Raw genomic sequence first — 14,628 nt, forward strand, 5'->3', positions numbered from 1 at the left:
CCCGACTCCAGTGGCCAATCGAGACGTTCCACGTATACGACGACACCCTCGTCTCGGTGGAGTTCCTGTCGGCGGAAGTGAACATCACACAGCCCGCTGAGATCGTCCTCTACCTGAAGGCGTTCGAGCAGCTGCGCAGCATGGCGGTCTACGGGGCGGACGCTCGCGCGTTGATCGTGAAGGCCATCGACGCGCTGCGCTGACCCGCAGAGCTTCGCCCGTCCCGTTGCGGCGTACCTGATGGCTACGCGGCTGGCACGCTTGACTGGTGCCAGGGGGCCGGGCCGGTCTGGGATGCCCATCCACCGAGAGCGTGCTCGTCGTAGAGGCGGATGCCCTGCGCGATGGCGTAGCTGACGGCCTGCCGGGTGAAGGTGCTGGTGGTGACCATGACGGGGATGTGCGCCTGGTGGACGCTGTAGCAGGTGCCGCCGAACCGCTGCGCGTCCGGGGAGCCGACCTTGTGGGTGGGCCCGTACCGCTCGCACTGGATGACGATGCGGTGTCCGGTGGGGGCGGTGGCGACGACGTCGGCCCCCAGGTCTCCGGCTCCGCCGACGACCTTGACGTCCGTGCAGCCGTCCCGCTGGCACAGGTAGGCGATGGCGTGCTCGAACTCGCCCGGGTTCATGGTGTGGTAGCGGGCCACCTCCCGTGACTGCACGGCGCGGATCTGCGCTAGGCGTGCAGCCTCGAGGCGGCGCTGCTCGGCGTTGCGGGCGCGGCGCACCACGTAGACACCGCCGGCGGCGAACGCGGCCAGGAGCAGCGGGATACCGACAGCCGGGACGTGCTTGACGAGCTGGAGGAGGATCGCGAGCGGGAGGCCGACGCCCCATATGAGGCTCTCCTGCCGTATGTGTGGGCGCCCTGAACTGCCCCGATACAGGAAACACGCCGCCTCCTGTGATCCTTGAGGTGTCTAGGCTCAAGTTGGATCAAGCAGGAAAACGGCGTGTCCCTCTTCAGGATATGGAAGCGGACGCTGACTGCCGAACATACGGTGGTCGAGGGCGTCCGGATCGATGAAAACGAACAGTGCGTGATCGTGTCGGTACGGCCCGATGCGCGCCGTCGGCAGCGGTGTGGGATCTGCCGGCGTCCGGCGCCCTGGTACGACGCGGGGCGGGGGCGGCGCCGGTGGCGGGACCTCGACCACGGGGTGCTGCGGGTGTTCCTGGAGGCGGCGGCGCCGCGGGTGGCCTGCCGGGAGCACGGGACGACCGTCGCCGCGGTCCATCAACCGCCCGACGACCTCGCCCACCAGCTTGTCCTCGACCGGCTCGCCGACCGGGGTCTCTTCGTTGTCGGTTTCTGTCCGCCCTTGCCGGCCAGGGGCCCAAGGCCGGGCCTCGGCCAGCCTGTCACATCACGGACTTACACGATCTTTCAAACACGCCCTTGCGGGTGGGGTGTGGGCGGGAGGGCGAGTTCGGCCCAGATGGTCTTTCCGTCGGGCCGTTGCTGGCTGCCCCAGTGTTCGGCTAGTTGGGCGACGATGAACAGTCCGCGACCGCCTTCGTCGAAGGTTCGGGCCTGGCGCAGGTGGGGGGCGGTGTTGTGGCCGTCGGAGACTTCGCAGATCAGGGTGTCGTGCCGGATCAGGCGCAGCTGCACGGGGCCGCCGCTGTAGCGGATGGCGTTGGTGACCAGTTCGCTGACGATGAGTTCGGTGGTGAACGTCAGCTCCTGCAGGTCCCATTCGGCCAGTTTGATTGAGGCAAGGTCGCGCGCACGGGCGACCTCGGCGAGGCCGTCCGACAGGTCCCACGCGGCGGTGTGCCTGCTGTCGAGTTCCAGGGTGCGGGCGATGAGGAGGGCGGTGTCGTCTCGGGGGCGGTCGTCGACCAAGGTGGTCAGGACGTGCTCGCACATGTCCTCCAGGGAGGGCATCGGCTCGGACAGGGCTTTCTTCAGGCGCTCGAGTCCTTCGTCCATCCCGATCCCGGGGGGTTCGATGAGACCGTCGGTGTACAGGGCTAGCAGGCTGCCCTCGGGCAGCTGCACTTCGGCTGTCTCGAAAGGGAGTCCGCCCACGCCCAGCGGAGGGCCGGTAGGGATGTCGAGATAGTCGGCGTCCGACCCCGGACGGATCACGGCGGGTGGTGGATGGCCGGCGCGTGCGGCGGTGCAGCGGCGCGAGACCGGGTCGTAGGTCATGTACAGGCAGGTCGCGATGACCTCCCCGAGATCCGCTGCGGCATCGCGGGCGCCCTGCTGCGGCTGGTCCCTCTCCGTTTGGAGCCGGATGACGATGTCGTCGAGGCGGGTGAGCAGTTCGTCGGGCGGTAGGTCGATATCGGCGAGAGTGCGTACCGCGGCGCGCAGCCGTCCCATGGTTGCCGAGGCGTGGATGCCGTGTCCGACCACGTCGCCCACGACCAGGGCGACCCGGGCCCCGGAGAGCGGGATCACGTCGTACCAGTCGCCGCCGACCCCGGCCTGCAAGTCCGCGGGCAGGTAGCGAGTCGCCGCTTGCACTGCCGGCTGTTTCGGGGTTGCTCGTGGCAGGAGACTTTTCTGGAGCGCGAGAGAGGTATTGCGTTCGTGGGTGTAGCAGCGGGCGTTGTCCACGCACACTGCGGCTCGCGCCCCGATTTCCTGCGCCAGGAGCACGTCATCGGCGTCAAAGGGCTCCCGACCCGGGGAGCGTGTGAACAGCGCCGCGCCGAGGGTTACTCCGCGGGCGCGCAACGGGACCGCCAGTGCGGAGTGGGCTGCACCTGGGTCGGCGCCGTCTGGGCCGGCGGGCCAGTCGGAGGCCTCGGTGATCGACGCTGTCATGGCCTCGCCCGTCATCAGGCTGAGGGCTGGCACCGATCCCTCGCGGTAGGTGACGGCCTGGCCCGGCCATGACCGGTCCGCCAGTGGGGTGGGGGCCGATTGCCAGGCGGTGCGGTGCAGGGTGATGGGGCCGGTGTGGGGTCCGGGGACGGGTTCCTCGCCCTGGAGGACGGGAGCGAAGAGGTCCACGGCGGCGTGGTCGGCGAAGCGGTGGACGGCGACTTCGGTCAGTTCCTCGGCGGTTCGGGCCACGTTCAGGGTGCTGCCAACACGGCTGCTGGCCTCGCCGAGAAGCGTGAGCCGCTCACGGGCGATCATCAGATGCCCCAGGCGGCGTTCTCTGGCGATGCGGAGATGGCAGACGGTAAGGCTGATGCCCAACGCGGCCGCCAGCGCTGTGATGACCGTGATCCGGCTGGCGTGTCCTATGCCCTGGAGGAGGACGCCGTAGACGGCAATCGCGGCGGCCAGGTTAAAAAGACCCACGATCATGGTATGCCGCAGCGGCAGCAGAGCGCTGGCCACGACCGGGATCAGCACGGAGTACTCGGCTAGTCCCATGACCTGCAGGCCCGCGGCGGCCAGCGCCAGTCGAACGCACGAGACCAGTGCAACGCCGAGGAGTAGAACGGCAAAACTCCCACTCGGTCGAATGGTCACGCCCCAGGGCGGGTACAGCGGGGTACTGGGCATGATGTCCATACCTTTCTTCGTGGGTTGATCCGGGTCATGCGCGATCAACCGGCTCCGGGCCCGGCTAACGGACGACCAGGACACGGGCCGGGCAGAATGTATGGGTCCGTGCCGCCAGAACGCGCCGCGCCGAGGACCGGGAGAATCGGTCAAGTCGCCCGGGCCCAACCCGTCGCCAACTGCTCGCCGGGGTCCCTCGCGTCGGAGTGCGCCGCGCAGGACTGCTCGCCCAACAGGCCGCCGCTGTACGCGGCTGCCAGGTCTTCCTTCACGGCCAGTCGCGCGGTGGCGGCACGAGGATCTTGACCGACTTCTCGACTTCCGCGCCGGGGATCAGCTCGGGCCCGCAGCCCGTCTACGCGGCGCGGCGCCCCCGCGTGAACTCCGTCGCCGTCTCGGCCACCCGGCGGCCCAGGTGTTCGGCCGTGGCTGCATCGGACTTGTGCACGGCTTCCGGGCCCTCGTCCATGTTGGACTGGGCAGCCGCCCCCACGAACACACCGAGGCGGTTGAGGTCGTTCTCGGAGGCGGTGGAGCTGTTCCAGCCGGGGTGCAGACCGAGGCTGACCCAGTGCATGCCGTGTTGGCCGGCGAGGATCTGGAAGAACTGCAGGGTGTGCAGTTTGTCGCCGCTCTTCGAGGCGGAGTTGGTGAAGCCGGCCGCGAGCTTGTCGTGCCATGCCAGCCTGAACCAGCGCTGGGAGGTCGCCTCGGCGAAGACGTGGAAGGCACCGGACGCGGTGCCCATGTAGGTGGGCGATCCGAAGACGATCGCGTCGGAGCGGTCCAGCGTCTGCCACTGCTCCTCGGTGATCTCGTCCACCTTGATCAGGTGCACCTCGGCGCCGGCCTCGGCGGCGCCGGCGCGGACGGCCTCGGCAAGCACAGCGGTGTGACCGTGGCCGGAGTGGTAAGCGATGGACACGACAGGGGTGGTCACGATGATTTCTCCTCAAGGAGGGTCGAATGGCCCGAACGGGCACTTCAAAGGCGATACCCCCAGGAAAGCACATTCTATTGGAAAGCGCAAACTGTTGGTTTGCGCTGCGATCGCGTATGCTTGCATCATGAGCGGTATGACCCAGGAGCAGGGCGGACTCGTGTACAACGTGTTCACCACGGGATGTCCGTCGCGCGGCACGCTGGAGCACGTCACGGGCCGCTGGGGCGGGCTGACGCTCGGCGCGCTGCACGAGGGTCCGCTGCGCTTCAACGAGCTGCGCCGCCGCATCAACGGCGTCAGCGAGAAGATGCTGTCCCAGACCCTGTCCGCGCTGGAACGCGACGGCCTGGTGCACCGCGAGGCCCAGCCGACAAACCCGCCCCGCGTGGACTACGAACTGACCCCCCTGGGCCGCCGGGTCACCGACCGCCTGCTCACCCTCATCCACTGCGTAGAAGACGCGATGGACGACGTCCTGGCGGCTCGCGAAGAGTACGACGCCCGCCAGAAGTCATGAATCTCCAACGGCAGAACACGTAGTGCACGCAAGGGTGTTGTTGCGTTGTCGGGTGCGTGAACGTCTGACGGTGTGTCGGGGTGTGGTGAAGCCTGGCGTCGGGTCCTGGATCCTGCTGTGGGACGGTCGGCCACGCCGGTGATCTGGTCCCAGTGGGTGAAACGGAGGGCCATCTCGAAGTGGTGCTGAGCGACGGTCAGGAGTTGGCGTCGGGGCCGGACGCGGGGCGAGATGCCGCTGAAAGCGGCAAGGAAGCGCTCGGCCCGCGTCCAGGCTCGGGAAGTCGCCTGGCTGTAGGCCGCGCAACGAGGCGAGGGCATACCCGCGGCTCGGGGCGCGAGACGCATGCTGCCCGGGCTTGTCCTCGACCTCGACGCGACGCTGGTCACCTGCCGCTCCGAGAAAGATCAGGCAGCACCCACCTATAAGGTCGGCCTTGGCTACCACCCGCTGCTGTGCTTCCGGCCAACACTGGCGAAGCACTGTCCGGCGGGCCGCGGCACGGCAACGCCGGCGCCAACACTGCCGCGGATCACATCACGGTTCTCGACGACGCACTCGCGCAGATCCCCGACGCTCACCGACACGGCACCGACATCCTCGTCCGTACCGACAGTGCCGGATCCGCGAAAGCCTTCCTCGCCCACGTCCGCGCCCTGCGGAAACGAGGAATCCGCACCTTCTTCAGGTAGCAGATGTAGCGCCAAGATTGATCATGGTCCCTGAACTGACTCGCGGGAGCTGGCCGACTCTTCCCGGTGCCAGTCCCAGATGGCCCCTTGGGGCCTGGTGGGGCACCGACCATATGTGCCGATCAGGACCATAGAGGCCGGACCGTGAGCAGGGGTCAGTTGGCAGGCCGTGTTTCGGGAAGGGCGTGCTCGATCAGTACGCGGGCGGCCTCAAGGGCGTCATGGCGGGGGCACGGGTTGTCGAGCGAGGTCTGTAGGGCGGTGGCGCCTTCGAGGAGGACGTTCAATTGCCGGCCCAGTTGGTCCGGGTTGGCGGCACCTGCACGGGCGGCGACGGCGATGAGCTGCTGGGTGATGCCGTTCTTGTGGTGGTGGACCAGTTCCTGCACCTCGGGCATGTGCCCTGCGGCTTCAACGGTGGCGTTGTGGAGCGGGCAGCCGCGGTTCGTCAGACGCCCTGAGGGTCCCGAGGTCGCCTCAGTGAGCATGGTGAACAGCGACAGCAGCCGGTCTTGGGGGGAGACTCCCTCGCGGCTCAGGCTCTGTTCGATGCGCCGGGTCATGCCGGCCTCGTAGTCGCGCAGGTATTCCTCCACCAGCGCGTTCTTGGTGGGGAAGTGCTGGTAGAAGGTGCGCGTGGAGACCTCGGCGACCTCCACCAGGCGGGCGATGCCGGTGGCATGGATGCCCTCTTCATAGAAGAGCTTCGCGGCTGCCTGCAGGATGCGCTCGCGCGCGCCCCGGCCGCCACGGTGCCGGATAGCGGCTGTGCTCTCTGTCTCCATGCCGCAAGTATAGCAACCGCTTTACTTCGTTGACTGGATGCGTTAGCTTCAAAGTACAACGATCGCTTTCCTCCTTTGGCATCGTGCGCACAGCGCCCGATTGGCACTGTCGTGCTGCACTTGCCTGCGCCGGTGCCGAAGCGAATCGCCCAGCCGCTTACCGGAGAGACCCCGTCATGCACATCAAGCCCTGGCTTCCGGCGAAACGAATATCGCGTTCGGTCGGGTTCTGGCTTCTGGCCGTCACGCTCCTTGCGCTCTTTGCCTCGACCAGCGCGTTTTCCCCGCTCCTGGTGGTGTACCAGCACCGTTGGGGCTTCTCGCCGACCATGCTCACCACGATCTTCGCGGTCTACGCCTTGGGCTTGCTGGTTGCACTGCTGACCGTCGGACGGCTCTCCGACTACGTCGGCAGGCGGCCTGTACTCGCCGGCGCGCTGATCGTGGAGGCAGCATCCATGGCCATGTTCCTCACTGCCGACGGTGTGGGGTTGCTGCTGGTGGCGCGCATCCTGCAGGGGCTGGGGATCGGTGCGGCGATAGGGTGCATCGGCGCCGGGCTGTTGGACCTGCAGCCGTCGCCCACCTCACGCCTTGGCTCGCTGCTGAACAGCGCCGCGCCGGCCGCCGGGCTGGGGCTTGGGGCGCTGGGCAGCGGAGTGCTGGTGCAGTACGCCCCCGCCCCCACGATGCTGGTCTTCGTCCTGCTCGTCGCCGTCTTCCTGGTGCTGACGGTGGCGGTGTTCTTCCTGCCCGAGCCGGTCACGCCCCGGCCGGGTGCCTGGGCCTCGCTGCGGCCACAGGTGGCGGTGCCGTCCCAGGCGCGCCGGGGCTTCCTGGCGATCATGCCCTGTCTTGTCGCCACCTGGGCGATCACCGGGTTCTACCTCTCTTTGGTTCCCTCGCTGGCCGTGGGGGTTCTGCACATCGGCAGTCATCTGGTGGGCGCCGTGGCGCTGACCACGTTCTACGGCGCGGGAACGGTGGCGTCACTGCTGTCGCGCAACCTGGCGCCGAACCGGGTCATGGCCGTGGGGTGCGTGGCTCTGGCCGCAGGGACCAGTCTGACCCTGCTCGCCCTGGTCGGGCCCTCGACGCTGCTGTTCTTCCTGGGAACCGCCCTCGCGGGCGCCGGCTGGGGCAGCTCTCTCTTGGGCTCCTTCGGCGCGCTGGCAGCGCTGGCCGGTCCCACGGAGCGGGCGAAGCTGTTCGCCTCCGTCTATGTCGTCAGTTATATCGCTTTCGGCGTTCCCGCCGTAGCGGCCGGGCTGGTCATACCGTCCCTCGGCCTGCGCGCCACGACGATGTGGTACGGGGCCGCGGTCATCGCGCTGGCGCTGCTGGCCGTCCTCATAGCCGCCGTTCGCGGGCGCACAGCCAAGACCACGGCAGCTGCCCTCACTGAGGCCCTCGCCGCCGACAGTCCTTCCGGGGCGGCCAAGGCCGCGCCATGACCGTCATCACTGAGCCCATTCCAACTTCGGGCAACCGCGGATCGGTGCTGTGTCATGGGCATCTGATAGACCCTGGCTATGACGTTCTTGGCAGTGGTCGAGGGTGATGCGGGCGGATGGCACGTCGATCGGGATGCGCTGACCGAAGCGATCCGTGCTCGGTGGGCCGAGGTCGAGATCGATTCGTCGCACCGTAGTGAAGTACGCAGTCTCATCTGGAGGTTCGACACGGAGTACGGCCCGCGTGAGGCTTATCTGCACGAGGACGGTGCCTGCCTGTACATGGACGTTTGGGAGGAGGACGCGATCTGGTTGGCGGTCACCTTCCGTAGGCTGGCACCCATGCACCTTGACCTGGTGTTCTGCGATGAGGGCTATACCTTCGACGTGCGTCTGCCAACCGGGACCACCGAGGCCATGGCCCTGGTGAATGCTGCGGGCTGAGCTCAGCCCGCAGTGGCGAGGTGGAGGACCAGGACGGCCTTCACGGTGTCGGCGATACGGGTCGTGCTGCACCGGAGCTTCCGCAGCAGACGCCACTGCTTCAGGGCTGCCATGGCCTGCTCACCCAACGCGCGGATACGCGCATGGGACAGGTTGCCGGCTCGCTGACCTGCAGAAAGTCGCTCCCACCTGCCGCGGAAGGGCACCCGGACAGTCCCACCGGCACCCTGGTAGCCCTTGTCCGCCCAGCAGGCCAAGCCCGCGTCAGTGAGGGCGTCGATGATGCCGTGGGTGCGGGCGGCCTTGATGTCGTGGACGGCGCCCGGCAAAGCCGGCGAGGCCCACAGCAATCGGCACCATGCGGATCGGCGATGACCTGCACGTTCATGCCGTGCTTCTTGTGCTTCCCGGAGTAGAACGGTCGGCGGCGATCCGGTCGATCGGCAGCAGCGTCCCGTCGAGGATCACGAACGCTGCGCGTGCCGCCGTCTTCACCGCGGCAGCCACGTCCGAGGCGAGTGCGGCGAGAACGTCGACGGCCTCGGCGATGTAGCGGTAGGTGGTGGTGCCGACACCGAACCCGGCCGCGAGCTGGGAATAGGTGTGCCCGCACCGCAGGTGGGCCAGCGCCAGCAGGGCCTGGCGGTCGGCACTCAGTCGTCGCCAGCGGGTGCCGCGCGAGGTCCACTCGGCCCGGCAGTGCGGAACACGGATCACCGGATCCAGAAAGGCCCCCAACTGCACGCGACCTCGGTCGCCGCCGGAAACGCCGCGGCACCTCCGGCATTCCGAATCGCGCCGGGGGTCCGATGCCTTCTACGCGTACTGGCCGGTGGGGTAGGCGGCCGCGGCTCCGCGTCCGTCCGGTGTCAGATCGAGAACGCTCCAGATCGGCCAGATCGAGTCGAGGTGACGGGAGTCTCCGCCATCGAACATCAGCTCGGCTCCCCATCGGTGGTGGATTCCGTCCTGCTCACGTGAGAACACGTTCAGCATCGGTACTTGCTCGCCGTCTGGCGTCTCGGCGTGGTAGTCGCGGTTGAAGGTGTTGTTCGGCGCGGACAGCAATTGCATGTACTGCAAGTTGTGCCAGCCGCGGTCTGCCGCGTAGGCGCCAAGTCGGGCGGCACTCGTCTTGGCGACCACGGCGACGTTGATCCGCGCAGCGAGGTGCTGGACGAATCCGTCAATTCCGTCGACGACCGAGGTGCACGACGGGCACGGTTGCTCGTCCATCGGGAGCAGGGCCATTCTGCCGGGGGCGCTCGCCCGCGGGTCTTCGGACCAGCGCGGGAACATCATGCTGTATACGACCAGCGTGTCCTTGCCAGGCGCGAACAGCTCGGAGAACCGTACCGTGCGGCCGCTGCCCGCAGCCTCGAAGACGTAGTCCTCCGGAATGAGGCCCCCGAGGGGGAGCGCCCGGCGCTGGGCGGCGACCTCCTCGTTCAACCGCCGGAGCTCCGCCTCCGCCTTCAACAGTTCGTCGCGGGCGCTGCGATACTCGCTCGACTCTCCGGGGAACCGCCGGTTCGTCCCCGCTGCTCGGAGCAATGAACTCCACTTGTCCATGTCACGCGCACCGCCGATGACGGCCATTGTCTCGGATCCTTCCTGCACTCCGAACTCGAGGTCCTTTTCCATTCAATATCGGCAAAGATCCAGCACCCTGCCATATCTCACGGCTCATCACCGCGCTGCTACGAGGTCTGGCAGCGGTTTACCGGGCCCAACGAAGATCAGGCTACACCGGACCGGCCACGCGGCCTCCGGTCAGGGGGACACGCTCGGCCATTGCGACATCCGCACTCGGATCGAACTCCTAAAGCGGGTGTCGAAGGCTGGAAAGCCACCGAGGCCAGGCTTGATCAAGCATGGCAGTGGAGACGACCGCCGGTGCGGGGGTGATTGGGGTCTCCTGGGCCCCGACTTTTCGGCGAGGCTGGCTGACGGGTGCGGGTCAGCGACGAGTCATGTGGTGCTCCGAGTTGAATCCCGCACGATCCTTCTTTGGATCTTTCAATTAGGTCAGCTCCAGATCGCACGGGTTCAGCTGAATTTCGGGAGCTCGGACGGAAATCAGATCGTCCGCGTGACGCTCCGACCATCGGTCCGGTTCTCGACCAGGAGGTCCGATCCCACTCTGATCTCTACGACCGGATCATCACCATCGTCAAATCTGACGATTCCGCCTGTAGCAAGGCGCCGAACCCCTTCCCGCGCGAACTTTGAGAGGGAAGCGAACCCCGGGGTGGCTGGCGCCCTTCTGCGACCTCTTCGGGAACCTCGATCTCGACGTCGAATTGGCCCACCTTGGCGGGATTCGAAACCATCCAGCGGCCGGATGCGGCGCCGGACTCACACCCGAAGGACACGATCCCTTGGCGCCGTACACCTCGGCGAGATGAGCCGAGATCTCGCGGTGCGTGAGGCCCTTCGCGGACAGCGACAGCAGTCGACGCCGGTCAGCCGTCGTTGCCGCTTCTTTACGATCTGTGGCTCGAAGGTGCCGCGGCGGCTCGGAGCCTACACTCACAAGAACAGCAATCGCTTTACCTGGGACGCCGTCAGTGCTAGGTTCGATGTAGAGCGATCGCTTTACCTGTGCGGAGGGCGCCCCCCGAGGCGCGATGGCAACGCCCCACCTCGACGAAGAACCCCCCACAGAAGCGCATCGCGTCTCACGAACAGACACCGTGGAAGGCCAAGACGATGCGAGCAATCCAGTACAACCAGTTCGGCGACTACGACGTCCTCCACCTGGTGGACACCCCCAGGCCCGAGCTCCAGAACGGCCAGGCCCTGGTCCGGCTGACCCTGGCCGGCATCCAGCCACTGGACGACACCGTGCGCAGCGGCAAGCGGGGCGCGGTCAAGCCCTTCCCGATCACCCCGGGAGGCACCGGCGTGGGGACGGTCGAAGAGCCCGGCGACAGCGGTCTGGCGGCCGGCACCCGGGTCATGATCAGCGGAGGCCGCTACGGGGTCTCCACCGACGGCACCTGGGCCGAGTACATCGCCGTCGATCCGGCCCACCTGCTGCCCCTCCCGGACGGGATCGACAACACTACCGCCGCCGCGCTGTCCACGGGCGTCGGCTACCTGACCGCGTATCTCGCGCTCACCGAGCTGGCCAAGTTCCAGCCGGGCGGCACTGTGCTCGCCCCCGGAAGCGGCGGCGCGGTCGGCCAGGGCGGCGTCGAGATCGCCCGGCATCTGGGAGCGTCGCTCGCGATCACCACCGCCACCTCCACGGCCAAGGCCGAGCGGAGCCGGGCAGCTGGCTACGAGGTCATCGACCTCAGCCGCGAGTCGCTGCGCGACGGGGTCGCCCGGCTCACCGACGGCAAGGGCGTCGACGTCGTCCTCGACGGCGTCGCCGGACCGATCACCGGACAGGCCATCGGCGCGCTCGCCCGGGGCGGCACCCTGATCAGCATCGGCTACTCCGCCGGCATGCAGACCGAGATCAACGTCACCGACCTGATCTGGAAGGCCGCCCACGTACACGGCTTCCTGTTCGCCCTGTTCACCCAGGAGCAGATCGACACGGCCAACGCCAAGCTCCTGGACCTGGCCGCCCACAAGGAGATCACTCCTCTCATCGACCACGTCTTCCCCCTGGAACAGGCCTCCGAGGCCCAGCGTCACCTCATCGAAGGCGGGCCCTTCGGCCGCGTACTCCTCAGCCTGTGACCGCACGCCGAGCAACCGCCTGCGGTTCGATTGCCACCGGACTCGGCAAGGATGGCGGTCGTCCTGCTTCAACGTCATCACCGTCGGCCTGTACGGCGTTGCCATCCCGCTTGCCGTCCTCCTCCAGATCGTCAAGCACAAGCCGGCCGTCGGTATCCCGCTGCTCCTGGCCGCGTTCGCCGGCGTCGGCGTCTACCTGGTGCGCCGCGCCCGCAAGGCGGAGCAGCGCCGCCTCGAGGCCGCCCGCCTCGCCGAGATACGCCAGGTGCAGTCACGTGAGGTCGCCCGCTACCACACCATGAGCCCGGGCGAGTTCGAGCACGCGATCGCTTACCTGTGCCAGCGGGACGGCTGCACGGACGTCAAGGTCGTCGGTGGAGCCGGAGACCTGGGGGCCGACGTCATCGCCACCACTCCGGACGGGCGCCGGGTCGTCATCCAGTGCAAGCGGTACGGGCCCACCAACAAGGTCGGCTCCCCGGACGCGCAGCGGTTCGGCGGCACCTGCTACTCGATGCATGGCGCCCACGTCCCCGTCCTGGTCACCACGAGCACCTTCACCCGGCAGGCCGTCGGCTACGCCACCGCGCAGGGCATCCGCCTGTATGACGAGCGCGCCCTCGGCGGGTGGGCCTCGCAGACCGGCCCGGCCCCGTGGCATCAGGCAAGCGTGCCAGCCGCGTAGCCATCAGGTACGCCACAACGGCGTCGGCGAAGCTCTGCAGGTCAGCGCAGCGCTTCGATGGCCTTCACGATCAGGGCGCGGGCGCCTGGCCCGTACACGGCCAGTTCTGCCAGCCGGGCGAACGCCCGCAGGTAGATGTCCAGCTCTCCGGGGGCCGTCACGGTCACTTTGGCCGCGAGCAGTTCCACGTGGATACGCGTGTCGTCGAAGACCGTGAACTGCTCGAGCGGCCACATGGTGCCTTCCCGCTCGGCCGCAGCCGGGATGATGCCCAGCGACATGGACGGTAGAGGCATCGCGGCGAGGAGGTTGCCGAGCTGGCCGGCCATCACGTCCTGGTCGCCGACTCGGTGGTTGAGGACGTTCTCCTCGATCAGCGTCGCGAACCGGTGGTCGCCTTCGTGGATGACCCGGGCGCGGCGCATACGGACCTCGACCGCCTCGCTCACGTCGTCCGGGGTGCCGCGGAAGCCAGCGATCGTGCCGAGGAGCGCGGTCGCGTAGCCGGGCGTCTGCAGGTAGCCGGGCATCACATGGGAGGCGTACACGCGAACCAGGCGGGTTCGCTCGTACAGCTTGGCGGACGTCTCTGCCAGCTGCTTCATGCCCGTGCGCTGGAGCCGCTTCCATTGGAGGTACATGGAGTCGGCCTGCCGGTTGGCGGCGATGAGGTCGGCCGCCTGGTCGTCGGCACGGCAGGCTGTGCACCAGGCGCGGATGTCCGCGTCGGACGCGACAGTGACGGCGTTCTCGATCCTGGAGGATTTGGCGACCGACCAGCCGCACAGGCACGCGAGTTCCTTGCCGGTGATGCCCGCGTCCAGGCGCAGCTCCCGTAGCCGGGCCGCGAGAGCTGCGCGAGCTTCCTGCACGCTGGACGTGGGAAACGTGGACATGGCCGGTTACTTGACCTCGTACTGACCGTGCGGGATCGCCCGCTCCCAGATGTGTTCGAACGCGGCCGCGTGCGGGCCGACCACGGCGGGATCGTCGCACAGTTCCTTGCTGATCCACTCGCCGTCGCCGGAGAAGTGATGGACGCGCATCAAGCGCCCGTCGAAGATCCATAGGTCGCTGCCTGGCAGGAGCAGGTCCCAGGCTCGGTGCCTGGGAAGCCAACGAACCTGTTCGCCTGCCTCGACGTTGGCGCGGGTTTGGTAGTGCTCCCAGCGGATGTAGTCGGTGACCGGCTCAGACACGACCCGGGCCCGCCGCACCTGGACACCGCGAGCGACAGCGTCCGCGACGGTCTGGTGGAAGGGCCGCCACCAGGATGCGCGATCATCCCAGTCGATGCGCTGCCCGTCCTGCCATGCCTCAAAGCGGGGGTTGCTGTAGTAGGCGTCCCGCATCTCCAGGTGAACAGCCGACTTCGAGGCACCGGCAAGGAGTTCAGGAAACTCCGGGATCGAGCTCATCGCACGCCTTCCTGATGATCGGGATCATTCGCTTCGGGATCCTGATGACGGTCTCACCGGGCGGGATCGGCGCCCGCGCCGGAGACAGCGCGTCGCATGTCGCGGTCGTCGCATCGTCGGCCCGGTAGCTCTGGATCAACAGGTCTTCCGCGTGTGTGTCCACCCAGACCGTTGGGCATCCGTCCTCATCCGTCTCAGGGTCGATCCCGACGAAGTGAATGTTCATGGTGGCTGGCCTCCCGCGCTAGTCGGTTGCAGCGATTTACACCACCGTCGTGCTCACGGGTCACACGGTCAAGAGCGCGTGTCGGCCATGGCCAGCGCCCTGGAACTGCCGTGTAATTCGGTGCAACTTCGTAGCGGGACTGCCAGCAGGGTTCCTACCGTCGGGGACGCGATGAAACCCCGGCAAGGCGGTGAGGTGCGATGTGCCGGTTTGGTGTCAGTGAGCGGGTGTCAGTGACGGCACGTCAGAACTGGGTGTTTTCGCTGGTCGGGCGTTGAGGAAGGGTGGGGT

Annotated in this window: 14 protein-coding genes and 4 pseudogenes; 7 read left to right on the top strand and 11 right to left on the bottom strand. The window is 67.7% G+C overall.

The features are described 5' to 3' along the window. Positions 1 to 203: pseudogene (locus ACFYX0_RS43380) on the top strand (transcriptional regulator); the annotation flags it as partial. A 41-nt stretch (positions 204 to 244) separates the two neighbouring features. Here the strand turns inward: ACFYX0_RS43380 and ACFYX0_RS43385 are convergent. Further along, positions 245 to 733, bottom strand: a complete 489-nt coding sequence (locus ACFYX0_RS43385) for a restriction endonuclease (protein ID WP_388980242.1) — start codon at positions 731 to 733, stop codon at positions 245 to 247. A 315-nt stretch (positions 734 to 1,048) separates the two neighbouring features. On the opposite strand from ACFYX0_RS43385, the pseudogene ACFYX0_RS43390 reads away from it, so the two are divergent. After that, positions 1,049 to 1,204: pseudogene (locus ACFYX0_RS43390) on the top strand (transposase family protein); the annotation flags it as partial. Between the two features lie 185 nt (positions 1,205 to 1,389). On the opposite strand, the gene ACFYX0_RS43395 reads toward ACFYX0_RS43390, so the two are convergent. Both ACFYX0_RS43395 and ACFYX0_RS43400 read right to left on the bottom strand, forming a co-directional pair. After that, the gene (locus tag ACFYX0_RS43395) at positions 1,390 to 3,477 is read right to left on the bottom strand and encodes a SpoIIE family protein phosphatase (protein WP_388980244.1); all 2,088 of its coding nucleotides are present in this window, start codon (positions 3,475 to 3,477) and stop codon (positions 1,390 to 1,392) included. Positions 3,478 to 3,832: 355 nt separating this feature from the next. Continuing rightward, complete coding sequence (locus ACFYX0_RS43400) at positions 3,833 to 4,417, bottom strand: flavodoxin family protein (protein ID WP_311698534.1); 585 nt, start codon at positions 4,415 to 4,417, stop codon at positions 3,833 to 3,835. 127 nt (positions 4,418 to 4,544) lie between these two features. On the opposite strand from ACFYX0_RS43400, the gene ACFYX0_RS43405 reads away from it, so the two are divergent. Further along, on the top strand, positions 4,545 to 4,937 hold the full coding sequence (locus ACFYX0_RS43405; RefSeq protein WP_311698533.1) for a helix-turn-helix domain-containing protein: 393 nt from the start codon (positions 4,545 to 4,547) through the stop codon (positions 4,935 to 4,937). 440 nt (positions 4,938 to 5,377) lie between these two features. Here the strand turns inward: ACFYX0_RS43405 and ACFYX0_RS43410 are convergent, their stop codons facing one another. Continuing rightward, positions 5,378 to 5,644, bottom strand: coding sequence for a hypothetical protein (locus ACFYX0_RS43410; RefSeq protein WP_388980247.1), 267 nt, complete (start codon positions 5,642 to 5,644; stop codon positions 5,378 to 5,380). A gap of 140 nt (positions 5,645 to 5,784) precedes the next feature. Then, a complete protein-coding gene (locus ACFYX0_RS43415) occupies positions 5,785 to 6,414 on the bottom strand; it encodes a TetR/AcrR family transcriptional regulator (RefSeq protein WP_311698532.1) in 630 nt (209 codons plus the stop codon). A gap of 176 nt (positions 6,415 to 6,590) precedes the next feature. Here ACFYX0_RS43415 and ACFYX0_RS43420 point away from each other — a divergent pair, with 176 nt between their 5' ends. Next, positions 6,591 to 7,868 carry an MFS transporter gene (locus ACFYX0_RS43420; RefSeq protein WP_388980249.1) on the top strand — a complete coding sequence of 426 codons (1,278 nt, stop codon included), beginning with the start codon at positions 6,591 to 6,593 and terminating at the stop codon, positions 7,866 to 7,868. A gap of 78 nt (positions 7,869 to 7,946) precedes the next feature. Continuing rightward, entirely contained in the window at positions 7,947 to 8,312 is a 366-nt protein-coding gene (locus ACFYX0_RS43425) for a hypothetical protein (RefSeq protein ID WP_388980252.1), read from the top strand. Positions 8,313 to 8,314: 2 nt separating this feature from the next. Here the strand turns inward: ACFYX0_RS43425 and ACFYX0_RS43430 are convergent. The 3 genes and pseudogenes from ACFYX0_RS43430 to ACFYX0_RS43440 form a co-directional block, all read right to left on the bottom strand. Further along, a pseudogene (locus ACFYX0_RS43430) lies at positions 8,315 to 9,038 on the bottom strand (transposase family protein). Positions 9,039 to 9,128: 90 nt separating this feature from the next. Next, positions 9,129 to 9,911: a DUF899 family protein gene (locus ACFYX0_RS43435; RefSeq protein WP_311698529.1), complete on the bottom strand. Its 783-nt coding sequence runs from the start codon at positions 9,909 to 9,911 to the stop codon at positions 9,129 to 9,131. Positions 9,912 to 10,686: 775 nt separating this feature from the next. Next, positions 10,687 to 10,829: pseudogene (locus ACFYX0_RS43440) on the bottom strand (transposase); the annotation flags it as partial. A gap of 195 nt (positions 10,830 to 11,024) precedes the next feature. Between ACFYX0_RS43440 and ACFYX0_RS43445 the strand changes: the two are divergent. Beyond that, a complete protein-coding gene (locus ACFYX0_RS43445; protein WP_311698528.1) occupies positions 11,025 to 12,008 on the top strand; it encodes a zinc-binding dehydrogenase in 984 nt (327 codons plus the stop codon). Between the two features lie 199 nt (positions 12,009 to 12,207). Then, entirely contained in the window at positions 12,208 to 12,693 is a 486-nt protein-coding gene (locus ACFYX0_RS43450) for a restriction endonuclease (RefSeq protein WP_388980255.1), read from the top strand. Between the two features lie 41 nt (positions 12,694 to 12,734). Here ACFYX0_RS43450 and ACFYX0_RS43455 read toward each other — a convergent pair whose 3' ends face one another. From ACFYX0_RS43455 to ACFYX0_RS43465, 3 genes are read right to left on the bottom strand one after another with little or no spacing between them, the layout of a single operon-like run. Further along, positions 12,735 to 13,589 carry a DUF5753 domain-containing protein gene (locus tag ACFYX0_RS43455; protein ID WP_311698527.1) on the bottom strand — a complete coding sequence of 285 codons (855 nt, stop codon included), beginning with the start codon at positions 13,587 to 13,589 and terminating at the stop codon, positions 12,735 to 12,737. A 6-nt stretch (positions 13,590 to 13,595) separates the two neighbouring features. Beyond that, entirely contained in the window at positions 13,596 to 14,111 is a 516-nt protein-coding gene (locus ACFYX0_RS43460) for a DUF6879 family protein (protein ID WP_311698526.1), read from the bottom strand. Continuing rightward, the gene (locus tag ACFYX0_RS43465) at positions 14,086 to 14,337 is read right to left on the bottom strand and encodes a hypothetical protein (RefSeq protein WP_311698525.1); all 252 of its coding nucleotides are present in this window, start codon (positions 14,335 to 14,337) and stop codon (positions 14,086 to 14,088) included. Before ACFYX0_RS43465 ends, ACFYX0_RS43460 begins: the two co-directional genes overlap by 26 nt. Positions 14,338 to 14,628: the final 291 nt, after the last annotated feature.

The organism is Streptomyces sp. NPDC002573, assembly GCF_042889625.1.
GTDB classification, from domain to species: Bacteria; Actinomycetota; Actinomycetes; order Streptomycetales; family Streptomycetaceae; genus Streptomyces; species Streptomyces gibsoniae.